The following is a 25,565-nucleotide window of genomic DNA, read 5'->3' as shown; positions in this document are numbered from 1 at the left end:
CTGCCGATATTGTGGGGGCCGTTCTTGGCCTCATGTCGTTGGACGCGCGCTCTTGTCGCGCGACAGGTTCACGCGGCCGCCGGCGTGAGCAACGTCGTGATCTGGTCGTACAGCCACGTGATCCCGGTGTCGCGTTCGAAGCGTTCGTGGCGATACAGTTGGACGTCGATACTCGGTAGGGTAAAAGGGAGGGTAAGCAGTCGAAACTCGCCGCCATGATTGAAGCGCTCAGCGATGCTACGGGGGAAGATCACGGCCAGATCGGTATTGCGGATCACTTCCGGCGCCACCGTGAAATGTGGCAGCCGCACGACGAAGTTGCGGTCAAGGCCGTGCTCGCTGAGCATCCGTTCGGCTAGGTAGTGTCCCGTGGTGTTACTGCTGGCATAGAGATAATGCAAGCGGTTCAAGACATCGACGCTGGGCGTGTCTTCTCGCACGGGATGATCGCGGCGCACCAGGCAGACGGAATCGTCGTTGAACAATACCCTTCGTCGGCATTCCTCATGCAGTCCGGGCAAATATCCGAGGGCGATATCGATCTCACCCGCGCGCATGGCCATTCCGAGCGCCTCCACCGACAACTGGGTAACATCAAGACGCACGCCAGGTGCCTCTTTTTCCAGAAGCGCGAGCAGTGCTGGCAGTAGGTAGTAAGCGGACATGTCCGACATCGACAGTCGGAATGTTCGCTGGACCCGTTGTGGATCGAAGTCACCGTGCTCCTGGAGGGCGCGATCGATTAATGAGAAGGCAGCCTCTACCGGATCGTGCAGGCGCTTGGCCGCCGTGGTGGGCACCATCGCATGCGCGGCACCGGAGGGCGCGCGAACGAACAAGGGATCATCGAACAGCGTGCGGAGGCGACGCAAGGCGTGACTGACTGCGGATTGCGTCAAACCGAGCCGTTCGCCAGCAAGCGTCAAATTACCCGTATCCCAAATTGTCAGAAATACCCGCAGCAGATTCAAATCCGGTATCTCGTGAAATGAGGGATGATTCATTTTCATGGTTTTCATTATTGGTGTGAATTTGACGCATGCGCCGCCAAATTCTATCGTTATTCCGTTGTAACCGCCACGGTGCCGGAACCCGATCTCGATGCGATTTCTCCGCCGTGTTTTGACCTTACTTTGAGCGAGCAGACGACGATGACCGCACGTGACGGATATCAAGCGATGGCGCAGGGCGATGGTGCGCATCCGGGCGATGTGATTGCAACGTTGGGCGCATTGCCGCTGACGGATCTGTTGGAGATGGTTCGCGCGCGCCGGGACGAATTCGACGAGCGAGGCCATGTGACGCGCGATATGGTTCTGCAGATGAAGCGCGCAGGTATCTATCGCGCCAGCACGCCGCAACGGTTCGGCGGCGATGCCAGGGCACCGGCGGAGTTCCTCCGTATTCTGGAGAAGATCGCGATCGTCGACGGATCGACGGCGTGGGTCGCCGCGTTCGGTTCCGCCAACGTCTATCTGGCGGCGTTGCCGTTGGACACGCAGGAAGCGATCTATCGCACCGGACCGGACCAGGTCTTCGCCGGCGGCTTATATCCGTTGCAACCGGCGGAGCGTGTCGAGGGTGGCTGGCAAGTCAGTGGGCAATGGCACTTCGCCAGTGGCTGCAAGGGCGCGGACTGGCACGGTGTGGGCATTGGCGGGACCGCGGCGAGCGGGGGCGGCGCGGCGGCCGGGAAGCCGTTGACCGCGGTGTTTCGCGCGGGGACGCTGGAGATCGTCGATAACTGGGATGTGTTTGGCATGGAAGGCACCGGCAGCCATGATCTGAAAGCAACGGGTCAGTTCGTTGCCGACCCCTGGACGTTCACACGCGGGACCTCCGCGCTGATCGATGAGCCGCTGTATCGCTATCCGGCGGTGTCGTATCAGGCGCAAGTGCATGCGGCCTGCAACGTGGGGATTGCTCGCGCGGCGCTCGACAAGATCATCGAGATGTCCGGTGGCACGAAGACGACCACGGGTGCGCCGCGTCTGGCGGATCGCGCCTATTATCGCAGCGCGCTGGCCAAGGCTGAAGCACAATGGCATGGCGCGCGCGCGTTCTTCTACGATGCTGCCGAATCCGCATGGGAAACGATTCTGGCAGGCGATCCAGTATCGCAGGAACAGGCCAATCTGCTGCGATTAAGCGCGGTCCACGCAGCGCGTACCTGCGCCGATATCGTGCAGGAAGCGCATCGCCTGGGTGGCATCGCCGCGATTTATCGCAAGCATCCGCTGCAAAAAATGGTACGCGACGCGATGGTGGTGACGCAACACGCCTTCCTCAACGAAGCGGTGTATGACGGTGCCGGGTCACTGTTCGTTGGCATCCCGCCAAACATGCCTTATCCGTAAGCATGGCATCGCGGGCGACGCGCGGTATGCCTCAGTCGCCGCGCAGGCGACCTGCCGCCGATTGTCTGCCGCCTGTCGCTGGTTGCAGGACGCCAACCTTTCCGAGGCCAAACGGCGGCATGTTGACGTAGATATTCTCATGTCGACCTGGCGACACCATATAGGTTTCATGCCAGATGCCGACTGATCCGTCCGTTCCAATCGCCTTGTTGAAGGCCTGCCAGGCGGGTAAATGGGCGGCTTTGCGATCTTTGGCATAGGCCAGCAGTTGCTCCCTCGAACGCCAGTATTGCACCATGATCGTGGTGCGGCCCAACCACATCTCCGCGTGCAGGAAACCCAACTCGGGTTGACGCGAGAGCTCTTTGATCATCCGCGGCATGGCTGCCGTGACCGGTAGCCATTTGTGTACTTTAAGAGGCGCATTGATGCGCATGCCAATTAAAAACACCACAAAATCGCCCTCGAATCGGGCTGTGACGCGCGCTTTATTCATCATGGCGACCTGACCTCTGAAAAGAGTATTGCGTACCCCCTTGTGTGCGCGCTGGACAGTATTCGTGCAAGCCGGCGAGGGTAGTGACGCTGTAATGTTGGTGACTTGCGCCCTTTGGGGATATACCGCCAGAAATTCCGACAATGGACGTAAGGCGAGAAAGCTGCCATGCGTGGCAGATCCTATGGAATAGGCATTTGGCGATCTATGTTGACAGTGACAATATTAAGATTAGATAGGCTTTTGTGGCGCGTCAAGCTAAAATTGACGATGTCAATATGTAAGGTGGAGAAGCGTGAACAAACCGACACAGGGGATGATCGCCACCAAGCGACGCGGATCAACCGAACGTCGTGAACGTCCTTATCACCATGGAGCGTTGCGCGAAGCGCTGCTGGAGGCCGCCGAGCGAATACTCGCAAGGGACGGCATCGACCAACTGACGTTGCGCGCGGCGGCGCGCGAAGCCGGCGCCTCTCATGCAGCACCAAAGAATCACTTCGAGAATGTTGCAGGACTGCTAAGCGAATTGGCGGCTGTCGGATTCCGACGATTCGAGCGACGTCTTCTCGATGCGGTGCAGGTTGCGGAGACGGTGGAAGAAAAACTGGCGGCACTGGGGCGAGCGTATGTCGCGTTTGCGATCGATCATCCCGGGCTGTTTGTTCTGATGTTCCGTAGCGAACGCCTCGATTTGCAGAGGCCAAGCCTGAGTGCGGCGATGACCGCGGCATCGTCGGTGCTTCGTGATGCGGTGGATGCACACCCCACGGTCGATGGCACTTTGCCGATAGATCGGGCAGCACGACTGGTTACCGCATGGTCACTTGCTCACGGGTTCGCGATGCTGAAAATCGATGGCCGGCTAGACGTCATCACCGAGAGCCTGCCCGACCGTGGGGAGGCGATGATGTTGCTCGATACGATCCTTGCAGCGGGGGGCGGACGCTTGTCAAACGCACCCGTCGGCAACGGCAAAGCGCGTTAAGCGGCAAGACGTTTCCATGCGCATGTGCCGTGGACCGCGGGTACCATGTGGTGCTATCAACAGGGTCGATGTCATGTCCGCAGCCAACCGAGCGCGTGAGAAATGCGTCGCGTATGCGATATCAACCACGCTGCAACGCTGCAACGGCGGTGGCTTCTTCGTCGCTTGCCTTTCGTGGCGGAACGATTGACGTCGCGATGCCGGCGCAGACCGCGGCCGCGGCGAAAATATAGAAGTTCCATGCAACGTTGATTTCCTGGCGCAGGATAAAACCTCCGACCAGCGGGCCCGCCATCGCGCCAAAGCGACCGACGCCGGCCGCCCAACCCGTGGCGGTTCCTCGCGCATGGGGCGCGTAGTAATTCGCGATCAGCCCGAGCTGTACCATTGCAACGCCGCCGGTACCTAGACCGGCAAGGGCTATCAGGCAATACGTCACGATCATCCCGCTTTTCATCGATAGCGCGATGAGGCAGGCAGCGCCGAATGTATAGGTCAGCAGGACGGATTTGCGTGGCCCGAACCGGTCGGCGTATCGGCCAATCAGGATGCCGCCGATTCCCGAGCCCAGCATGAACGTCGCCAGGAACGCCAGGCTTGACCCCAAGTTATAGCCCATCTGACGCATGATCTGGGGCAACCAGGTGCCGATCCCATAGAGATTCAGAACGGCGGCAATTTGCGCAATCCAGAAAGACGTGGTGGCGAAGAAGTTGCCTGACAGAAATATCTCGCGGAACAAGCGGCCAATCGTTGGTTTGTCGGCTTCCGCATGGTTAGATGCCACCAGCGACTCCAACGACAGTCCGTGATGCCTGGCGATCTCACGCGCCTCGGTCACGCGGCCGCGCGAGATCAGATGGAGCGGCGATTCCGGCAGCAAGCGCAACAACACCGGCAAGTACAACAGTGGCAGGCCGCCTACTGCGATGACGAAGCGCCATGTGTACTTTTCCATGAAAAACAGCGCCACGAGCGCCGACAGCAAAGCACCGACGAAATAGCCTGAATACATCAAGGCAAAATTGAAGTTCTTGCGTTCAGGGGACGAGAATTCGACGGTCAAGGCGGCGCTGACCGAGATGACACCACCAAGGCCGAGCCCCCCAACGCCGCGCGCCAGTGTAAAGAATAACGGGCTCGGCGCCAGCGCGGACACCACCATCGACAGTGAGAACAGCGTAACGCAGCCGATCAACAATGGCTTGCGTCCGGCGAAGTCGCCGATGACGCTGATCAGATAGCAGCCGATCAACGTACCGAATAACGCCGCGCTACTCATTGCGCCAATTTCGGCCGGCCCCAATTGCCACGGACCATAATGCATCAACGCCGGAACGATGGCACCCATTACGGCGGAATCATAACCTTCGGTCACGATCACGCCGAAACAGAGGGCAACGACGAGATTCCATTTTCCGCCAGAGCAGGTCACCGAGCTCGACATACTGTTATTTGCATGTGCCATCTGTCTGCCCTTTGCATCTTTATTGCAGGAATGAACGACAATAGAGGGCTGAAAAGGCAGGGTCAAATGGTTCACAAAAATACCGGCATTGAAGGGGATTCATGGCGCGCTGCAGCAGCATCTAAAAATCACGCGCTGTAGACACGCCCCACACTGTGCATCGGGAAGTGGTGATTTGCGCCTTGATAGGGCGGAAATTCTTTGAAGTCGGCTCGCATCTGATGACGCACCGGCGAGGCCAGCGCCGCATCGAGCGCCGCTGGTGAATCGAAGACAACCTTGTTTCGCTGCATCGGCGTGACAAAGGCCACGTCCAAGGTATTGCAACTGTCCATGCGCGAGTAGATCTCGATCTCGCGGATACCTGGGAAGCGGGCCATGATCGGCGGATGGCTGTCGATGTAATGCCGCAGCCAGGCGTTCATATCGTCGGCTGGTCCCTCATAGCTGACCATATAAGTGCATTGTGCCGGTGCACCGGGGGCCGTGTTGCCGGTTGCCGGTTCGGGTACGCCATAACGCCGGACGGCCATCGTCTGCTGGACCCATGCATGTCCATCGAGACCGAATGTGCCTGCTCGCTTCAGTATGGTCGCAATCGGACCACCGTCGCGACATGCCGCTTCCAGGCGGTCGAGGTCATCGAAATACCATTGCAGTGTGCATGCAGGGGGTATCTCGTTGTGAAGATAAGGATCATTCGCGCCGCCTTGCACCGGCGTGTGCACAATCAGTTTCAGCAAACCCGGCACGCCGCCGGATATTTCCGAAACCGCGCGATGCAACGCCGTGGCATCCATGACAGTGGTCGCGCCGTTGGAATCGGTACTTGGTCGCGCCTCCAGGAACAAGCAGCATTGCATTGCCTTCTCCGTGATCAGTGAAATAACGAGAGTGATAGTAAACGGAATTCAGAATGTTTTCCATGTCGGGGGTATTGTCTTGCGTGCGTTCGATCCGCTAAAAACGCAGGGAAAGACTTGACGCTGGATTTTGATGCGAATAATCTGAATTCAGAATGTATATTTCAAATGGATGGCACTGTGCTTAGGCCAACCTGTTCGCGCTTGCACGCGGCATGCGGTGAGGCATGGTCAATACAGGAAGTTGTCGATGCACAGCGATGTGATGCGGCCTCCGATGTCGCTTCAACAGTTGTTTGATCTGATGCCCGTCGGCGGGACCGTTTTGTCGGCAGGCGGCACGGCGGGGGCAGGCGCCGCGCTTACCCCGTTGATGCGCCCGATCTCATGCGCCTGGTTCATGCTCGGTAGTGCCGCCATGGTGGAAATCGGATTGACCGCACATCCGGATTGCATCGTTCTCGATCGTCAGCACGGGCTATGGGAGCGGACGGCGCTGGAGGCGGCCGTCGGTATCGCGCGCCATCGCGTGCCCGTGGTCGTCCGCGTCGCGGACTATACGCCGGGGGCGATTTCGGAGGCACTGGATGCGGGCGCGTGTTCGGTGCTGGTGCCAATGGTCGAGACCATCGAACAGGCCGAGGCCGCAGTCCGTGCATCGCGGTATCCGCCGGTCGGCACGCGCTCGGCAGGCGGTGTGCGACCGCTGCTGGGGGGCACGCGGATGATGCGTGACGATGGCGTGTGGTCTTCGGTGGGAGCAATGATCGAAACCCGGTACGGTGTCGAGAATGTCGAGGCCATTGCCGCGGTGTCGGGGCTCGGCTATCTCTTTATCGGTACCGGCGATCTGGCGATGTCGCATGGCGACTATCGCGATCTCGATCAGGGTGATCGGCCGGAACTGCAGTCGCGCGTTGAAGCGGATTGCCTGCGGGTGCTTCGCGCCGCCCATGCCCATGGCAAGCCATGCGGTATTTTTACGACACGCCTCGATGATGCTGTGGCCAAATGGCGTGCGGGTTTCGACTGGGTCGTCGCGTGCAGTGATATCGATGCCGCGCGCAAGGGCATGTCCCAGGCGTGCGCGGCGATGCAGGATGCGCGCGACGCCACAGACGCCGCTGGAGCGTTGCGATGACGCATGTTGACAAGACCACGGTGGCGGTTTTTCCCGGTGCAGGACGTGAACGGTTGGATGGTGCGTCAACCCCGTTGGATGCCGCGATGCAGGCGCATGCCGGTACCGCGGCTTTTTCCGACATATTGATCAACGCTTTCGGCGTGGATGAAGTGACGTCGGGCAGTGCGCTCGGAAGCCGACGTTTTCGGGATTGGAGCGATACGCACGGTGTCGCGCCCATCGCGGTATTAAGGCCTCGCTCGGTGGACAGCTTGTCCAGGATGTTGGCGTTTTGCCATGCACATGATCAGAAAGTAGTGACGCAGGGGGGGTTAAGCGGCCTGGCGGGTGGGGCGAATATCCTGGGCGGTGAAGTGGCGCTGAGCCTCGAGCGGATGCAAGCCATCGAGGAAATAGATACGGTATCCGCCACGATTCAGGTACAGGCTGGCGCGATCTTGCAACGTGTCCAGGAGGCGGCGGAGGCGGCCGGCATGTTGATGCCGCTTGATCTTGGCGCGCGTGGCAGTTGCACGATAGGCGGCAACCTCGCGACCAACGCCGGTGGAAACCGTGTCATTAAATACGGCATGGCGCGCGAAAGCGTGCTGGGTCTGGAGGCCGTGTTCGCCGATGGCACCATCGTCTCCGATCTGCACAAGATGGTGAAGAACAACAGCGGCTACGACTTGAAGCAGCTGCTGATCGGCAGTGAAGGTACGCTGGCCGTCATTACGCGCGCCGTGCTACGGCTTGCACCGCGTCCGCGTGCGATTGCCACTGCCTGGTGCGGCTTGCCGAGCTTCGCGGCGGTGACCACTTTGCTGGCGCGCGCACGGTCGCACCTGAGCGGCGGCGTATCCGCCTTTGAAGTCATGTGGCCGAGCTATTACGATTTTGTCACGACGCGGGTATCGGGCCTCAAGGCGCCGTTGCACGGCGCACATGCGTTTCACGTGCTGTTGGAAAGCGAGGGCACGGACCCAGAGCGTCATGCGGAGGATGTCGAGGTCTTGCTTGCCGCATTGATGGACGAGGGCGTCATCGAGGACGCGGTGTTGGCGGCGTCGACATCGGACGCCGTGGCGTTATGGCGCGTACGGGACGCGACCGCGGAATTTCCGGTGCTGATGCCCGGTCTCATCGGCTTCGATATCAGTTTTCCCATCGTGGATCTGGAAGCAGTGGCGGCGGAATGCGCGGCGGCATTGCAGATGCGCTGGCCAGACATCACGACGCTGTTCTACGGCCATCTTGGCGACGGCAACCTGCATTTGATCGCGCATCATCCGGCGCCACCGCCCGGATTGGAGCAGGCGGTGGATGCCATGGTCTACGACATCACGCGTCGTTGGCGCGGGGCCGTGTCCGCGGAGCACGGGATCGGGAGGAAGAAGCGCGGCTATCTCGGCCATACACGGGATGCGGGCGCCATGGCCGCGATGCTCGCCATCAAGCGCGCCATCGATCCGCGCAATATACTTAAACCCCGGCAAGGTCATCGCGCTGCCGGAAAGCGGTACATCCGCGGCAACATCGGGAGGTGCTTCATGCTGACGCTCGTCACCTCGGTGTTGTCACGCCGCTTGATGTCCGCCATTCCGACGTTGATCGCGCTGGCACTGATCGTCTTCGTCGTGCTGCGCCTGATTCCGGCCGATCCCCTTGGGATGATGCTGCCGCCAAACGCAACGCCGGCCGACGCCGCGGCGCTACGCCACCAATTGGGGCTCGATCAACCCATCCCGAATCAATTCGGTATCTGGCTTTGGCGCGCCGTCCACGGCGACATGGGGTCGTCCATTTCGTTCCAGCAGCCGGTCAGCACCCTGATCAGCGCGACGCTGCCGGCCACGTTGGAGCTCTGTTTGACGGCGCTCTTGGTATCGCTGCTTATCAGTATTCCGGGTGGGGTCCTGGCGTACTCGGTGACCGGTGGCCGGGGAGAGGCCCCGGTCAGCGTCGGCGTGGTGGTAATGCAGTCCGTGCCGTCGTTCCTGTGGGCATTGTTGTTGATCGCGCTGCTCGGCGTATATCTTCCGATCCTGCCGTTTTCGGGGCGACTGGGAGATGGTTTGCCAATGCCCCACACAACGGGCTTTCTACTGATTGATTTCCTGTTGCAGGCCAATCCGCGTGCATGGTGGAGTGCGGCTCAGCATCTCGTATTGCCATCGCTGTCGCTGGCTTTCGGTTTCGCGCCCTTGGTGATTCGCGTCTTGCGATCAAGCTTGCTGGATCAGCGTAACGAATCGTATGTCGGGGTCTTGCGGCTGCGCGGCGTCAGCGAGCAACGCATCTTATGGGGCCATATGTTGAAGAACGCGGCGCTGCCTGCATTGACGATGATCGGTGTTCAGTTTGGTTTTCTGTTCGGCGGTGCGTTGCTGGTGGAGATGATCTTCGGCTTTCCGGGAATCGGCAACCTGATGATCCAAGCGGTTCGAGCGAACGATCTACCGCTGATCCAAGGTATCGCGATGGTGTTCTGCGTGCTGATGCTGGTGATCAACGCGGTGGTCGACGCGCTTTACCTGATGATGAATCCGCGTCTACGCAAGCGCGCCTGAGTGTCCGAGATCTCGATGAACAGTACCCCTCTGCGTCCCAATCCGACCATGCAAGAAGGCCCTACCCCGGTTGCGCACACGCCGTCTGCGCTGAAGTCGACGCAGCCGTCGTCGATCCCCCCCGACGCTGTCGGTGCCGACGTCGACAGCGCACCGTCCGGGAAGGGCGTACCGGCACCGACCGGACGGGTCGAGGGGCCGCGAGCCTCGGAACGCAAGCACGCGTGGCTGCATCGGATACGTGGCTTCAACCTGTGGATTGGTGGCGCCATCGTGCTGTTCGTCGTGGTCTGCGCGATTTTCGCGCCGTTGATCGCGCCACATGATCCGCTCGACCAGGATCTGTTGCACATGCTGACGCCGCCAGCATGGACCGCGGACGGCGACGCGGCGTTTCCGCTTGGCACCGACAGCCTGGGCCGCGATGTGCTCTCCCGGCTTCTCTACGGTGCCCGCGTGGCGTTGATGGTGGCCATCGTCGCATCCATCGGCGCGGCGCTGGTCGGCAGCACCCTCGCCATCCTGGCAGGCTATTTTGGCGGCAAGGTGGATCGTGTGATCAGTTATCTGGTGGATCTCTGGATGTCTTTTCCACCGGTCGTGCTGTCGCTCGTGCTGATGGTCAGCCTGGGCGTTGGCATCCAGAACGTCATTTTGTCGATCGTGCTCGTGGACTGGACGCGTTTTTGCCGCGTCGTGCGTGCCGAAGTCATGGTTGTACGGCAACGCGATTACGTGCTGGCGGCGCAGTTACTGAACTTCACGCATATGCGCATCATGCTGCGCGAGATCCTGCCGGCTGCGTTGCCGTTGATCATTACCTTGATGTCGCTCGAAATGGGTGTGGCGATCACCGTGGAGGCCTTGCTCAGCTTTATCGGCTTGAGCGTGCCCGCCAATGTGACGGCATGGGGCGTGATGATCGCCGATGCACGTATCTCGATGCATGAGCAGATGAGCGGTCTTGTATTTCCCGTGCTGGCGATCGTGATAACGGTGCTCGGATGTAATCTGCTGGGCGACGGGCTGCGTGTCGCGTTGGACCCGCGCATGCGCGGACGCGGAGAGGAAGCATGACGATGCCTGTAACGCGTGACGCGGTATTGGATCTGCGGGAGGTCAGCCTTACCGCGCGGTTGGGTGGCACTCCGGTGGCCGCCTTGTGCAAGTTAACGCTGCAGATTGCGCCGGGACGTGTCCTGGGGATCGTCGGTGAATCCGGCGCGGGGAAAAGCATGCTCGCCCGGTTGATCTCCGGCTTGCTGCCGCCACGCTTCGATGTGACCGAGGGCACGATGCACTTCGCGGGGCGGGACATGCTGGCAATGCGTCCGCGTGAGCGCCGCGCGTTGCTGGGACGCCAAATCGCGTTTGTTCCGCAAGAGCCGTTGACCGCGCTCGATCCCTTGCTGACGATTGGTGATACGTTTGCCGAGCACCTGGCGCATATCGGCGTGCCGTCGGCGCAGCGCCGGCAGATGGCCCGGGACGCGTTGGCCGCCGTCGAATTGCCCGTCCCGGAGCAGATGCTCAAGCGCTATCCGCATCAGTTGTCGGGTGGCCAATGTCAACGTGTGCTGATCGCCATGGCGTTTGCCAGCAATCCCGCGCTGCTAATCGCCGATGAACCGACCACCGCTCTGGATGTGATCACGCAGACACGGGTGATGCGCCTGCTTGCCACGCAGCAACGCGAGCACGGCACGGCCGTATTGTTGATCACCCATGATCTCCGCCTTGCCGCGCACGTCTGCGACGATGTTGCCGTGATGTACGCCGGCGACCTCGTCGAGGTGGGCCCGGCGCGCGATGTCCTCGACAATCCACGTCACCCCTACACGCGTGCGCTGAAATACGCGACACCGGACCTGAACGGCCCGCGCCGGCGGCTACCAGTGTTGCCGAAGCAGATGCCGGGGCTGTCCGCGCTTGCGGGCATCACGGGTTGCCGTTTTGCATCGCGCTGTGGAGTGGGGGACGCGGCATGCAGTGAAGAGCGCGTCCTGCGCGTGGCGTCGAATGGGCATCGCGTGTCTTGCAGTGAAGCGTGTGAGTTCACGCCGGACGGGGCACTGGCGGTGGTGCCGTTGTCGGTGCCAGCCGTGCAGACCGGCGTCATGCCGGTGGCGGAGCTGTGCGAGGCGGCGCTGACCTATCGCACGCGGACTGGTTTGATCGGACGCACGGTCACCCAATTCGATGCGGTGAAGCCGCTGTCGTTGAAAATCCATCCGGGCGAATTCGTCGGCATTGTCGGTGAAAGCGGCAGTGGGAAGACCTCGGTCGCGCGCCTGTTGATGGGAATCGAGCAACCGACGAGCGGCCGCGTATTCATCGGTGGCCAGGATATGACGCATGGCACCGCGCAGACCATCCGGAAAGCACGGGAGCAGGTGCAGATCATTTTCCAGGATCCGCAATCGGCGTTGAACCCGCGACGACGAGTGGATGCGCTGTTGACGCAGGCCCTGGAGGCCGCGGGCCTGCCCAGGCAGGAAGCGGCGCAGCGCACGGCGAACGCGATGCGGGTGCATCGAGACGTTGGTTTGCCTGCGGATACGTTATATCGTTTTCCCTCGCAGTTGTCCGGGGGCCAGAAGCAGCGGGTCAATATCGGTCGGGCGCTCTGTGCTGCGCCACAACTGATCGTGGCCGACGAAATTGTCTCGGGGCTCGACGTCTCGGTGCAGGCCCAGATCCTGAATCTCCTGCTGGCATTGGGGCGTGAACGCGGTATCGCCTTGCTGTTGATATCGCACGATCTCGCTGTCGTGCGGTATCTGTGCAGTCGCGTGCTGGTGATGCGGCGCGGGGAAGTCGTCGAGGAAGGGCCGACCGAGACTGTATTCACCGCGCCGCGGCACCCCTATACGAAGGCGTTGGTCGCGGCGGTTCCCAGTGACCGCCCTGACGCGAAGTGGCCACCGGAGGAAGACGAAGTGGATGGCATGGCCGCGATGCAGGGAACGGCTGAGGTGGTGGCTGCCTGACGGTATGCGCTGCGGGTAGTGCGAAGTGCGGGTGCGGACATGGCTATAATCGTCGGTCAGGTTCACTGAGGAGAGCAACATGGCAGGCGCCGACACGGCGAACGTCAAGCAACCGAAGCGCTCGGCGCTGCGGCAGACCACGTTAATGGAAACGGTGTACCAGGAAATCTTGCGACGCTTGCAACGTGGCCAGATCAGCCCGGACGACCGTGTGCTGGACTACGAGATCGCGAAGGAATTCGACTGCACCCGCATGCCGGTACGGCAGGCGTTATTGCGCCTTGTCAACGAAGGTTATCTGGTAGGCTCCACGCGGGGTTTCATGACACCGGTGCTCAGCGCCGAGGATGTGCGTGAGATATTCGAAGTGCGGCGTTTGCTCGAACCAAGTGCCGTCGCCTCGACGATTCCGGTCTTGCACGATGTGCAACGCGCCGGATTGGCCACTGCGTGTCGCGATGCGCGACGCGCTTATGAACGTGCCGATGTCGCGTTGATGTCCGAAGCGAATGTCGCGTTTCGCGGCATCTGGCTGGAGGGTGTAACGAATTCGCGACTGAAAAGCACCATCCTGCGGTGGTCCGATCATTCTCAGCAAGTGCGGCGGGTGACGATGCAGAAGCCCGGTACGATGAAGCTGATCGCCGATGGGCTGCAAGCCATCCTGAAGGCATTCAACGATAGGGATACGGTGCAAGCGCGCGCCGCGGTACTGGCTTTTATCGACGATGCGGAACGCCAATATTTCCTCACTACCGAGGAAAATGATGCCGCGCGCAATGCGCAGGCACTGTTGCGTTAAACGGTTACACCATTTTCCCTTCTGTCTAGACGACGCTAGCGAGCCGAGCCGAGCCGGCTAGGCTCGGGTCCCGCGAGTTGCCCCGTGTAAAGAAACGTGTCCCGGAGCGCATTCGAGATGGCGTTCAAGAAAAAAACAAGGGAATACTGAATTTCTTTAGTCGAATAAGACGTTGTTTTTTAGATGCGAGGACAAGGCGGCTCACATCCACGATGCCATAAGCCAGCATGGTGAGAGGCTTTCATTGCGTATGAACGCAACCCGTCAAGATTGGTTTTAGCAAGAATTCATACTGTTTTTATAGTGAATTTCATGTAATGGAGGAGATTACCCGCACGGGCGTCGACATCTTTCTCTTATCGATTACCCGTAAATGCCTAAACAATTTGATGTACTACTTGACGTCCTAATTTTCGACAAATAATCTGAATTCAGAATGTTTTATGAGCCTGCTCTGGCGATGAATATTCTGGCGCCGCAGACGACGCCCCCACGGAACGATGCTGCATTTCATCAATAAAGACTGTCGCGCGACGCGACCGACCATAACGGGAAAAACAGTGAAGACGCCCCTGATCAACATGCCCCGCCTGCACGCTTTTGCCCTGGCTTCCGTCACCTTGGTGGGTGCGGGCGCCGTGCATGCACAAAGCAATGTCACGCTTTACGGCATCATCGATAACGGCTTGACGTACTCCAGCAACCAGGGCGGTCATTCCGCATGGCAGATGCAAAGCGGTATTTCGCAGGGTAGCCGCTGGGGCATGATGGGCACCGAGGATCTGGGTGGCGGCATGGCGGCTATCTTCCGTCTGGAAAATGGCTTCAATGTTGATACCGGCGCGCTTGGGCAAGGTTCGCGGATGTTTGGCCGGGCGGCGTATGTAGGCTTGGCCAGCAAGCAATACGGTACATTGACGTTGGGTCGGCAGAATGAATTCATGGGCGATTACGTCGGCGCGTACGGTGGAAACGGCAACTGGGGCATTCTGATACCGCATGCGGGCGACCTCGACAACACGGGTATCGACTTCCGTGTAAACAATGCCGTGCGCTACGTCTCGCCGGTCATTGCCGGATTTACGTTTGCAGGGTTGTATAGCTTCGGCAACGTGGCGGGTGCGATGGGTACGAATGCGGTCGAGTCGTTCGGCATCAAATACGGCAATGGCCCGCTGAGCGTGGCAGCCGCGTACACGGCGATCGACCATCCGGCAACGGCCGTAAGCGAGGGAGTATGGACGTCCGCGAATCCGATCGACGGCAATTACGGCATTGCCGCCAAACACTATCGCTCGACGGGTATCTCGGCGCAATATGTCTTCGGTCAAGCCAAGGTGGCCGCGGTCTACACGAACACGCGATTTTCCTCGTTGGACCCCACGCTGGGTGCGCGCATCAGCGGTTCCGTTACCTTCAATATCGGCGAACTGCTCGCCGCATACAACGTAACGCCCGCACTGCAACTGGGTGCGGCCTATAGCTATACGCAAGGCAGCGTCTCGCAGACCGGCGCGACGCCCAAGTATCACATCCTGGGCGGCATCGCGGATTACTTCCTGTCCAAGCGTACAGACGTCTATCTGCAATCGACGTGGATGCATGCCGCGGGCGATGCGACCGTTGCGGCGTTGGCACCGGTGGAAGCCGCGTCGAGCAGCGTCAATCAGGTCATCGTGCGCGTGGGCCTGCGCACGAAGTTCTGATCGACGCCTGACATCTTGCGCGCGCGTGAGGCATCCGAGGTGAAGCATACCGGGGTGCACGTCCGCGTTTTCTTCATCCACATAGTGCACTGATTGTGTTTGATCAGCGGGAGAATTGATGGAAAAGTTTGACATTGATGCACGTCGTCGCAGTCTGCTTCTCGCGACGCTGGCGAGCGGCGTCATGTTGCCGCTGGATTTTGCCCGAGCACAGCAACCGTCGGCTGGCGACGTCTTGAATATCGCCTATATTTCCGACGTGCCGGGATGGGACCCCACGGCGGTGACGGTGCCGCAGGCGCAGTCCATTTACACGACCGTATTTGATTCGCCACTGCGCTATTCGCCGAAGTTGGTGTTGCAGCCGCGCCAGATCAAGTCCTGGAAATGGCAGGACAACAACGCGCAGCGACTGGAAGTGGAACTGCGTGACGACATCCTGTTTCACGACGGTTCGAAACTGACCACGGCCGATCTCAAATACAGCCTGCACGATCGTCCGGCTCAGGATAAGAAATTGGCGGTTGGCGGAATGTTCAACACGTTGCAGGACGTGGAAATCATTTCCTCCACGCGGGCGGTGATGGTGTACAACCGTCCAACGCCCACGGCTCCCATTTATTTTGCTTTTCTGGCCGGCTATATCATTCCGAAGGCCTATATCGAAAAGGTCGGGGCGGAAGCTTTCCAGGCGAAGCCGGTAGGCGCGGGTCCCTATCGAGTCGTCGGCTATGAACGCGGTTCACGAATCGTGCTGGAAGCCTTCGATAGGTATTGGGGCGGCGCGCCGGCCATCAAGAATGTAACGATTCAGATCACACCGGACCCGACGGCGCGTGTTGCGGCAATCGAGTCGGGCCGCGCGAGCGTGGCGGTGCAGATCCCGTTGCGTGAAACGATGCGACTGTCGAAGATGCCAGGCATTACGACGAAGATCTATCCGTATAGCGAAATCTATATGCTGCGGATGCCAAACTATGTCAAACCCTTCGACGATATCAACGTACGGCAGGCAATGCATTACGCCATCGATACACAAGCGTTATCGAAGGCATTCTACGGCGGAGTGGCACGTCCTGTGTCGGTCGTCGCCGTGCCGGGTTCACCGGCCGACGTGCCTGGTTTTACGTTTCCTTACGATCCGAAGAAAGCCATCGAGGCGCTGGCGAAGTCCGGGTATGGTCCGAGCAAGCCCGTCAAGGTTCCGTTCCTGACGACCAACGGAACGTTCCCGAGTGACTACGACGTGGCGCGTGCGATTGTCGGTATGTGGCAGAAAGTGGGCATCGAAGCAGAGCTTACGCAGACGACGATGGCGCACGTCATCGGGCAGATTCAGGCGACGAAAATGCCTGGCGTGCTGCTCTACAGCTGGGCGAATGCAACCGGAGATCCCGAAAACTATACGGGTCGCCTGCTCGATCCACGACTACGGTTCTCGGCGTGGAAAGATCCGGCGCTTGGACCGCGGATAGATGCGCTGATGACCGAAACCGACGAAGCAAAGCGGATGCAGGGATATCGCGACCTGAACAAGCAATCTTCAGAAGAGACATGGGTTGTTCCGCTGCTGCAGGCTGTCACCACTATCGCGTATCGGTCGAACGTCGAGGTAACCGTGTTCGACAGCGGTTATATCCTGCCGGTTGAATATAAGCGAAAGGGGTAGTCGCTATGATCGTACGGCGCATTTCAAGTGCACCGTGCGATGCGTGGCGACGGTGCAGGAACCAGGGGCGAGACATGGCGTGCGAGTGGCGATATTGCACAGGCGTTGCAGATAAATGCCAGCCTGTTCCTTGATCAACCGGCCCGGGCGGTGAGCCAACCGGGCACGGATATATGATCTGCAAGCGTGCGGTACGCGGTGAAAGCGTGGTTCCCCGTCGCGCGTGCCGGGTTCCGATTGGTCCACTGCGCCGCGGGATGGCGGGCAAACATGTCGTCGAACCAGCGCGCCGCCCCACATAGCCGAGCATCGTCACCATGTCGACCGATCAACTGCAATGCGTGGGGCCGGCCATCCGCCATGTCGAAAGGCAACGGCAGGGTCACCGCGGGATGGCCGCTGAGGTTAAAGACTCGGGTTAGCCTATCAATACCGATGTTACCGTCTCCGGCCGGTAGGGTTGGAAGGGCCAACACGTCGACATGCGTCAAGGCCTCGTCAACGGCAAGGCGGAAAGTGCGCGCCTGATGCAGCGCTTCGGATATGTCGACGAGCGTTGGAGTATCGATGCTGTCTTCATTGGCCCGACCCGCGAATTGGGCGATCAAACGGGCAGCCGCGGCCGCTTCCGCGATGCCGCACAAACGCACCGTGCGATTACGGGCCGGCGCCCCGGTGTACGTATCGAAATGCGGTTCGGGATGCGTGGACTGTGCCTGCAAAGCGTGGCGTCGGCAGGCGTCGATCAACAGGTCCTGCACCTTCGACCAATCTTTTGCGCCCAGATAGCCATTGTCTCTGGCGCTAGGCGCGCCGCCGCGCTGATCATCGCTGGCGAGCCATGCAACCCGTATCGGCTCACTGGGATGCATGGCTTGCGTTTCGTCAAATCGGTCATCCAAGGCGGCCGCCAGGTCGACCAGCGCCTGCATATCAGGCGCGAGCGCGCCGACGCAATACATCGGCAGGCCGACGTGCGATGCATACGTGGGTTTGAACCCGAAGATACCATGTAGCGCCGCGCCGACCCGTAGCCCACCGGTGAAATCCGCCGCCAACGCGCCCCGGACCCAGGCATTCGAGACCGCTGCCGCCGCGCCGAAGCCGGCATGCCCGACGCGGGTGTCCGCATGCCAGCCATTGTCCAGTACGCGTCTAACCGCCGGTGCATGCCTGTGCACACGATGACAGACACGAACAATGCGACGTGTGGCGATGTCGGTCGTCTCGTCGCGTGCCGCTTGATTTGGCCTCTTGGTAACACCGTTGCCGGCCATGCTGGAGATTGCATCCACGGCTCGCACCGTCTTTAAGCCAGCGACCGGGATCGTGTCTTCAATCGCGAGTGAGGGACCGTCGAGATCTCCTAACGCAAGAGGGCGAATGAATGCATTCATGGCGTCTTTGACTCTTCTGTATTGGGCGCGGTGGGGAGACGGCGCCGTGCAGTAGCACGTAAGAAGAGTGTCCGACGGGCGATAAAATCCGTCAAATCAATCGCAAAACAGTCTCATCATCAATCAGGTTGATGAGTAGCGATGTATGCGGGTTGGCGAGTACGCTTGTTGCCCGCCAACCGTTTTCTTAGAATTTCACGCGCAGCCCCGCTTCGAGAAACGCCTGCCGATTCGAACTGGACGCGCTCAACGCCGCGATGTTGGCTTTGGCGGATTGTCCGGTCGAGTCGGTACCGTTAGCAATTTGATACGATGCCAGCAGGTAGACGTCGGTCCGCTTGGATAGGAAATAGTCATACGACAATGACAGCGTATGGTAGTTTGAGCTGCCGACGGTGCCAACGCCGCTGCCATGGGTCAGGCTGTAGACGGCGCCGAGAACGATATCGGGGCGCAGCATGTAGTCGAGGTTGATTTCGCCCGTATTGAAGGTGGCGGTCCCGTGCAAATGTAGCGGATTCGCCCCGGCACTGCTGTCGCCCAGTCCCTGAAACTGGACGTTCGAATAGTTGACGCCGATGATCAGTTTGCCGATCGTGTAATTCACCACTGCCCCGATGTCTTGATAAGTATGCGCTGACGCATAGCCGCTGTACACAGGATACGCGGTCATGTTGTTCGTCGTGGCGCCGTTGACATTTGTTGGCGTATTGGTAAAGAACGACTGGTTCGGATCGCGTACGTTCAAGTAGGCCGCACCGAGTTCGATAGGCCCTTGCTTATAGTTCGCGCCCACGGACCAAATCTGGTTACGCGTGAAATCACCGGCCTGATTACCCATTCCATACAGGGCGTTGCCGCTCAAACCATAGTACGTTTGCGACTGGTATTTGATGGCATTGTTGACGCGCTTGACGTTGTTGAAGTTGTCCAGGTCGCCCATATGCGCGGTGTTGCCGCCGCCGGTTTTCATCGAGGTGATCAGCGCGCCCACGCTATCCACCACCGAGTCGTATTGCCGTCCCAGTGTGATCGTCCCATATTGTGCGGACGACAGTCCGACGTAAGCGGTACGCCCGAACTCCAGTCCGCCTTGACCCGCGGTGCCGTTGCCCAGATTCAATCCATTTTCAAGGCGAAATACGGCCTTCAGGCCGTTACCAAGATCTTCGTCCCCGCGGAAACCCCATCGCGAGCCTTGCTTGACACCACTGGTCCCACCAATCAGCCGGCCACCTGCGTTGTTATTGGTATATTGGATGCCGTAATCCAGAATACCGTAGATCTGGACATTGCTTTGGGCATGTGCGGCCATGGTCATGCCGAGCGAGGTGGCGACCGACGCGGCGAGCGTCATCGCATATTTCTTCCGTAGCGGGCGGATGCGGCGAGAAGGAGCAAAGCGGAGCGCCATTTTTTTGGTCTCTTTGTGGAAGTAATTCGGAATGCGAAGTGACGAAACAAAGAGGCCTTCTGCTTTTCTGGCGAATGCCGTGGCCTCTGGTACGGCATATCGCGGAACCGCACCATTCCTACCGGAGCGGCGCGACGTGCGACGTTTTTACCGCATTAACTGCGTGAAAAATGCATGCAGTCGTTCCATGGCGGTATGCAGGACCGCTTCCGTGCTGGCCGTGAAGCAGATACGCAGGAAGCCTTCACCCGCGGGCCCGTAGAAACTCCCCGCTTCCACGACCACATGTGCTTCGTCCAATAACCTGTCCGCGAGTGTCTGCGAATCCAGGCCGGTCGCACGGATGTCAGGAAACGCGTACATCGTGCCGTGTGGCACGGCGCAGAGCACACCGGGCATCGCATTCAGCGCCTTGACAACGAGGTCGCGCTTGATCCGATCCGCCGCCACCATGTCTTCCACCAGTGCTTTGGGGCCCGTGATCGCGGCCAATGCGCCATGCTGGATAAAGGTGTTGACATGCGTGACATCGCTCGCTGTGATTTTCATCAAGGCGCCTATCGCTTCCTTCGGTGCACACAGATAGCCAATACGCCAGCCGTCCATCGCATAGCCTTTTGTAAAAGCGAATGTCGAAATGGTGCGCTCGGCCATGCCCGGCAACGCGCCGATGCTGACATGGGGTACCTCGCCATAAATATTGTCTTCGTAGACTTCGTCTGCAAGAATGACCAGATCATGCCGGATCGCGACGTCGGCAAGGGCCTGCAGTTCGTCGCCCGTGTGAACGCGTCCGGTCGGATTCGACGGATTCACCAGCACGATCATCCGCGTGCGTGGCGTGATGGCCGCTTCGATTGCCGGAATGTCAAAGGCGAAGTCGCGGTCCTTGTCAAGATCGACGATCACCGGTATCCCCCCGGCCATTTCAATCTTGCCGATATGTTGAGGATAGTAAGGTGCGAGCAGGATTACTTCGTCGCCGGCATCAAGCAAGGCAAAGAAAGCAGCGAATGAGGCGTGGGTCAGACCATTCGTCACCAGTACGGAATCGGCTTCAACTTCGAGCCCATTGCGTGTGCGTAGCTTGTGCGCCAACGCTTCGCGAAGCGCCGGCACGCCTTGCAGGTCGGTGTAATGAACCTCTCCCCGGAGTAGTGCATCGATGGTTGCCTGCTTGATCGGCTGCGGGGTATCGGCAATCGGTTTGCCGAGTTCCAAATGGATCAGGTCGGGATCATTGCCAAAGCGCTTTGTCGCCTTGTCGTACATGCCGTAGTTTTTTTTCGACGTCTGGGTGATGCGTGTCGCGAATTTCATGGTGCTATTCCTGGTGTTACGTAAAAAGAGCGGCGGGACGGCGTTGATGGCCGACCCGGCGGTCCCCGCAGCACGCAGGCGAGGCCGATCGTCCTCGGCGCATTTGAATGGTGACCGGCCCGCATTGCCTTATCCTCCGCGCTTGGCTTGATGCAGCGCCGCTGCCAGCCTATCGATCCCGGCTGGCGTTGTGCGGGCGCCAGGAGACAGGCGCAGCGTGCAGCCACGCGCGTCCGCCGCGACTTGATGCGAGGCGAGCGTTTGCACCGCCGCCGCGGCTTGCGCGGGTGTTGGAAGCGCGAGCATGATGCTGCCGCCACGTCCGGCCGGATCACGTGGCGTCAACACGGGTAGGTCACAGGTATCGGCGATATCGAGGATCGCATCACCGAGCGCTAAGTTGTGTCGTCGTAGTACATCTACACCTTGCGACAGCACCCAATCGAAGCCGGGACGCGAAGCGATGTAGGGCAGCACGGAAGGCGTTCCTGTATCGAAGCGCCGCGCGTCCGGTGCGAATGTGAATCGCGATAGATCCCAGTTGAATGGATCGGGCTGACTGAACCACCCACGCAGCCCTGGCACGCGCCCCGATGCAAACAGGCGTGGACCGGCATAGGCGAATGCCGCACCGGGCACGCCGCACAGCCATTTCAGCGTGGATCCGCAAACAATATCGACCGGATAGGCTTGCAGATCAAAGGGCAGGATGCCCGCACCTTGGGTGATATCCACCGCGACCACGGTACCGCGCTTTTGCGCGTGCGCGCACAGTCGTGCAAGGTCGACGCGTTTCGATGTCAGGGAAGACACCCAGGTAACAACCGCCAGTGCGACATCGTCGTCCCAGGCGGCGAGGTAATCGTCGTCACTGACATAGGTCGGGCCGCCAGGAGCACTTTGCGTCGCGGCGACCGTGCGTAATGTGAAGCCATGTCTATCAGACAGGCCACGCAGCAGGAAATGCAGGCTTGGAAAGCAATCCGCGGCGATCAGCACGACGCGGTTTCGCAGCAGCGAAGGCCCGTGTGTGTTGTCCGCGAGCGTATCAATGCAGCGCGCCAGCGCCTCGGTCACGTTGGGTGCCGGGAACAGACTGTCCACGGGCGCATTGATCAGCGTTGCCCAGTTCCGCAGCAGTTGTGATCTTGCTTCCAGTGCAAACTGCCAACCTTCTTCTTGCGGCGCGCACCATGCTTGCGTGAACGCTTTCAGTGCGCGATCGATGGCCTGTTGCTGACCAGGGAAACGGCCGGCGGAATGGTAGAGGCACCAGCCGCTGTCGCGATTTTCGATGCCAGAGTCCGGCAAGTTGCAAGACGGCGGCGTGGGGGCTGGGGGGGGCGCGATCATCATCGTCGATGCTTCAGATCTGATGCGCGATACGCTTGCTGTAGATGCCGACACAAATCAGGCTCAGCACCGCGCATCCCATAAGATAGTAGCTAGGTGACGCCGGATCGCCGGTCTTTGCAATCAGTATCGTGACTAGCCAGGGCGTGAAACCGCCGAATACCATCACGCCGATGTTATAGCCGAAGCCGAGACCGGTGCTGCGTACCGAAGCTGGAAACAACGATGACAGTACTGCGGCGAGAGGGCCGAAATACACCGCTTTTATAAGGCCGGCGATGATCATGATCGTCATCAAGACGCCGAACGTTGGCGCCATCAGCAGCCATTTGAAGCAGGGGTAGATCGTCAGCAGCGTGCCGAGGGCGGCAATCGTCATGATGCGGCCACGCCCGAATTTATCCGCGCAATGCCCCATCAGCGGGGTCAGTACCATCAGGATCACACCGGTTACCACCGTTGCGGCAAAGCCAGTGGATGCAGGTAAATGTAATTGCTTTACCGCATACGTCGGCATGTAAAGGATCATCAGATAGCTGGCGGCCGTCGATACGGACAGGATGCCGGCGGCCAGGAACAGGCGACCCTTGTAGTGGGTGAAGAGTTCTTTCAGCGGTGCCGCCGCGGGAGCGAGCGCCTTACCATGGGCATCCGTCGGCAAGGTGTCGTCGACGAAGCGGCGGATGTACAGCCCGACCGGAGCGATCAGCAGGCCGAACACGAAAGGTATGCGCCAACCCCATTGATCGATCTGTGCGTGCGACAGCTGAGTGCTGAGTAGCAATCCGAATGACGATGCCAACACGGTGCTCATGCCCTGGCTTGAAAACTGCCAGCTTGCAAGAAACGCTTTGCGTTCAGACTTCTGCTCGACCATCAAGGCCGTGCCGCTACCGAATTCACCGCCGGTGGAAAAAGCGATCAGGAAGCGGGCCAGCATCAACCCCAGCGGCGCGGCCAGACCGATGTCCGCGTACGTAGGAATGATCGCGCAGATCAATGTGCCCACGGTCGTCAGGGACAGGGCAAGCAGCAATGCCGACTTGCGGCCTTTCCGGTCCGCATAATGACCCAGGATCAAGGCTCCCAACGGTCGGAACAGATAGGAGGCACCAAATGTCCCAAAAGTCAGCAACAGCGAGACAGTGGGGTTTGATGCCGGAAAAAACAATTTCGCGATCGTGACGGCAAAGAAGCCGTAGGCCGCGAAGTCGAACCATTCGAGTGCATTGCCGATGCTGCTGGCGACGATCAGTCGTCGCAATTTCGCGCGCTTTTGCGCATCCTGCGTTGGTGTGTCATTCGCGGCGCTCGAGGCGATCGCACCACTGGCGTCGACCGGCGAAGTGACTGCGTCTTGTCTCATTATCGTGTCCATGAATAGAGATCGTTCCAAACTCGCGCCGCGGCGTGGGCAATATACGGCGGGCTGTGAAGACGGCTTGCGCCGAATCGGTCAGGCTTGCGGATTCTGGCCGTGCGGGGCTCGCGCCGATTTCGGCGTGTCGCCAGCCGCATCGCCGATATCCCAGAATAGACCGGCCATCATTTGCAGTGCTTCACGTACCACACTGCCGAGCAGATGTTCATCGGGCGCGTGCTGCCGGCAATTTGGATAGGAGTGTGGAATCCAGATCGTGGGCAGCCCGAGCGTATCGGCGAAGCATTCATTTGGAATGGTGCCGCCGAGGTTCGGCAGCACCGTGACAGGTTTGCCTGTCGTCTCCGACAGCGAGGCTGTCGTAAAGCTGACCCATGCGTCGTCCGGGTCGAGCCGCGTGGCGCCACCGGACGCTTCGATCGTCACGGTGATTTGCGGGAAACCTTCACGGGCAAGATGCGCCTCGATCAGCGTTTTGGCCCGATGCCAGTCGGTGCCTACGACAAAACGTAATTGACATACCGCTTCTGCATGTCGTGGAATCGCGCTAACCGGCTGCGCGGTATTGCCGGACTGCATGGCGAGAATTTCAAGGGTGTTCCAGGCAAAGATACGTTCCGCCGGACTCAGTCCCGGTTCACCCCAGCCTTCGGACAAGGGCGGATCGCCTTCGTCGGCACCCACGCGCAAATCCTGGACAAGTTCACGCACGCGCGGTGGAATAGGCGGTGGCAGCAGTCCGTTGATGCGGATGCGACCCTGTCCATCTACGAGACTTGCCAGCGCGTTGCTGAGTACGATCGCCGGATTGGCGAGCACGCCGCCCCAGTTACCCGAGTGTCGCGCACCGAAGTCATTCCCCACGCTCAGGCGGAAATGTAATGCGCCGCGCGAACCGAGAAAGACGGTGGGGGCCGTGGAAAGCTGACGCGGACCGTCAGAAGCAATCAATACGTCAGCGCGCAGTTTGTCCTGATATTGCTCGCAGAGTGCGGCCAGCCCGGGCGATCCAACTTCCTCACCCATTTCCAGGATGATCTTGACGTTGAAGCCGAGGCTGCCCCGAGCTGCGAGCACCGCATCGAGCGCGGCGAGATTGATGGAATGTTGCCCTTTGTTGTCGGCAGTGCCGCGACCGTACCAACGATCACCATCGACTGTGATCGACCACGGCGTCAAGCCGTCGCGCCAATTCGCGGCATCGCCGCCAACCACATCGCCGTGCCCGTACAGCAGCACGGTGGTCAACGCGGGATCTTCGATGCGCGCGGCCAACAGGAACGGAGGGGCACCTGCTACAGGATTGTCGACTAACTCATGCGTGAAGCCGAGGTCGCGCAACGTGGCGCCCATCTCGTCACGCAGATAGGCGACGAGATGCGGCGCGGCGTCCGGGCGCTGGCTTTCGGTCGGCATGGCAACACGGCGTTGCAAAATGTCGAGGAACGCGCCGCTGTCATAGTGGGTGCGGGCGAGATCGATAGCGGTTTGACGTGACATGGCGATAAGGCAAGAAGTCGATGATGCGGTATGCGGCGTAGGCTGCGATAAGCGCCGTAAGGTAAAGCGTGGCGCATTCGGAACAGTCGGTAACAAGGATAGTAGTCAACCGAAATAGTTTTGGAATTCGCAATCAAACAAGGTAACCTTGAAAAAAACGCAAACCTC

At 59.9% G+C, this 25,565-nt stretch carries 19 protein-coding genes; 9 read left to right on the top strand and 10 right to left on the bottom strand.

The annotated features are described in order from the left end of the window. Positions 1-68: 68 nt before the first annotated feature. A complete protein-coding gene (locus WM40_RS10780) occupies positions 69-1,010 on the bottom strand; it encodes a LysR family transcriptional regulator (RefSeq protein ID WP_024902272.1) in 942 nt (313 codons plus the stop codon). Between the two features lie 168 nt (positions 1,011-1,178). Between WM40_RS10780 and WM40_RS10775 the strand changes: the two genes are divergently transcribed. After that, entirely contained in the window at positions 1,179-2,357 is a 1,179-nt protein-coding gene (locus WM40_RS10775; RefSeq protein WP_046152900.1) for an acyl-CoA dehydrogenase family protein, read from the top strand. Between the two features lie 31 nt (positions 2,358-2,388). On the opposite strand, the gene WM40_RS10770 is transcribed toward WM40_RS10775, so the two are convergent. Continuing rightward, on the bottom strand, positions 2,389-2,856 hold the full coding sequence (locus tag WM40_RS10770) for a DUF4188 domain-containing protein (protein ID WP_024902274.1): 468 nt from the start codon (positions 2,854-2,856) through the stop codon (positions 2,389-2,391). A gap of 292 nt (positions 2,857-3,148) precedes the next feature. Here WM40_RS10770 and WM40_RS10765 point away from each other — a divergent pair, with 292 nt between their 5' ends. Further along, positions 3,149-3,841 carry a TetR/AcrR family transcriptional regulator gene (locus WM40_RS10765; protein ID WP_024902275.1) on the top strand — a complete coding sequence of 231 codons (693 nt, stop codon included), beginning with the start codon at positions 3,149-3,151 and terminating at the stop codon, positions 3,839-3,841. A gap of 121 nt (positions 3,842-3,962) precedes the next feature. Here WM40_RS10765 and WM40_RS10760 read toward each other — a convergent pair whose 3' ends face one another. Together WM40_RS10760 and WM40_RS10755 are read right to left on the bottom strand one after the other, a co-directional pair. Next, positions 3,963-5,309 carry an MFS transporter gene (locus WM40_RS10760; RefSeq protein ID WP_024902276.1) on the bottom strand — a complete coding sequence of 449 codons (1,347 nt, stop codon included), beginning with the start codon at positions 5,307-5,309 and terminating at the stop codon, positions 3,963-3,965. 128 nt (positions 5,310-5,437) lie between these two features. After that, complete coding sequence (locus WM40_RS10755; protein ID WP_024902277.1) at positions 5,438-6,172, bottom strand: EthD family reductase; 735 nt, start codon at positions 6,170-6,172, stop codon at positions 5,438-5,440. Positions 6,173-6,422: 250 nt separating this feature from the next. Between WM40_RS10755 and WM40_RS10750 the strand changes: the two genes are divergently transcribed. The 7 genes from WM40_RS10750 to WM40_RS10720 all read left to right on the top strand — a co-directional run bounded on the left by WM40_RS10750 (position 6,423) and on the right by WM40_RS10720 (position 17,032). After that, positions 6,423-7,313 (top strand): HpcH/HpaI aldolase family protein, encoded by an 891-nt coding sequence (locus tag WM40_RS10750; RefSeq protein ID WP_052738273.1) that lies wholly within the window; start codon positions 6,423-6,425, stop codon positions 7,311-7,313. Further along, positions 7,310-9,865 (top strand): FAD-linked oxidase C-terminal domain-containing protein, encoded by a 2,556-nt coding sequence (locus WM40_RS31345; RefSeq protein WP_236693469.1) that lies wholly within the window; start codon positions 7,310-7,312, stop codon positions 9,863-9,865. The genes WM40_RS10750 and WM40_RS31345 overlap by 4 nt, the downstream gene beginning before the upstream one ends. Positions 9,866-9,880: 15 nt before the next feature. Beyond that, positions 9,881-10,942, top strand: coding sequence for an ABC transporter permease (locus WM40_RS10740; RefSeq protein WP_236693468.1), 1,062 nt, complete (start codon positions 9,881-9,883; stop codon positions 10,940-10,942). After that, positions 10,939-12,855, top strand: coding sequence for a dipeptide ABC transporter ATP-binding protein (locus tag WM40_RS10735; RefSeq protein ID WP_046152864.1), 1,917 nt, complete (start codon positions 10,939-10,941; stop codon positions 12,853-12,855). Before WM40_RS10740 ends, WM40_RS10735 begins: the two co-directional genes overlap by 4 nt. A gap of 79 nt (positions 12,856-12,934) precedes the next feature. Next, positions 12,935-13,657, top strand: a complete 723-nt coding sequence (locus WM40_RS10730) for a GntR family transcriptional regulator (protein WP_024902283.1) — start codon at positions 12,935-12,937, stop codon at positions 13,655-13,657. Between the two features lie 560 nt (positions 13,658-14,217). Continuing rightward, entirely contained in the window at positions 14,218-15,363 is a 1,146-nt protein-coding gene (locus tag WM40_RS10725) for a porin (RefSeq protein WP_176025944.1), read from the top strand. 118 nt (positions 15,364-15,481) lie between these two features. After that, positions 15,482-17,032, top strand: coding sequence for an ABC transporter substrate-binding protein (locus WM40_RS10720; RefSeq protein ID WP_052738272.1), 1,551 nt, complete (start codon positions 15,482-15,484; stop codon positions 17,030-17,032). Positions 17,033-17,166: 134 nt separating this feature from the next. Here the strand turns inward: WM40_RS10720 and WM40_RS10715 are convergent, their stop codons facing one another. The 6 genes from WM40_RS10715 to WM40_RS10690 form a co-directional block, all read right to left on the bottom strand. Continuing rightward, positions 17,167-18,429 carry an amidase family protein gene (locus tag WM40_RS10715; protein WP_046152863.1) on the bottom strand — a complete coding sequence of 421 codons (1,263 nt, stop codon included), beginning with the start codon at positions 18,427-18,429 and terminating at the stop codon, positions 17,167-17,169. A gap of 187 nt (positions 18,430-18,616) precedes the next feature. Next, positions 18,617-19,786 (bottom strand): porin, encoded by a 1,170-nt coding sequence (locus tag WM40_RS10710; RefSeq protein WP_036007963.1) that lies wholly within the window; start codon positions 19,784-19,786, stop codon positions 18,617-18,619. 204 nt (positions 19,787-19,990) lie between these two features. After that, entirely contained in the window at positions 19,991-21,163 is a 1,173-nt protein-coding gene (locus WM40_RS10705; RefSeq protein WP_046152862.1) for a pyridoxal phosphate-dependent aminotransferase, read from the bottom strand. Positions 21,164-21,292: 129 nt separating this feature from the next. Then, positions 21,293-22,519: an aminotransferase class V-fold PLP-dependent enzyme gene (locus WM40_RS10700; protein ID WP_236693467.1), complete on the bottom strand. Its 1,227-nt coding sequence runs from the start codon at positions 22,517-22,519 to the stop codon at positions 21,293-21,295. A gap of 10 nt (positions 22,520-22,529) precedes the next feature. Further along, positions 22,530-23,882, bottom strand: a complete 1,353-nt coding sequence (locus WM40_RS10695) for an MFS transporter (protein WP_082102574.1) — start codon at positions 23,880-23,882, stop codon at positions 22,530-22,532. Between the two features lie 90 nt (positions 23,883-23,972). Then, positions 23,973-25,397, bottom strand: coding sequence for a M20 family metallopeptidase (locus WM40_RS10690; RefSeq protein WP_046152861.1), 1,425 nt, complete (start codon positions 25,395-25,397; stop codon positions 23,973-23,975). Positions 25,398-25,565: the final 168 nt, after the last annotated feature.

Source organism: Robbsia andropogonis (assembly GCF_000970345.1).
Taxonomy (GTDB): domain Bacteria; phylum Pseudomonadota; class Gammaproteobacteria; order Burkholderiales; family Burkholderiaceae; genus Robbsia; species Robbsia andropogonis.
Note: the sequence above shows the minus strand (reverse complement) of the source record. Positions and strands in the feature narration are given on the sequence as shown.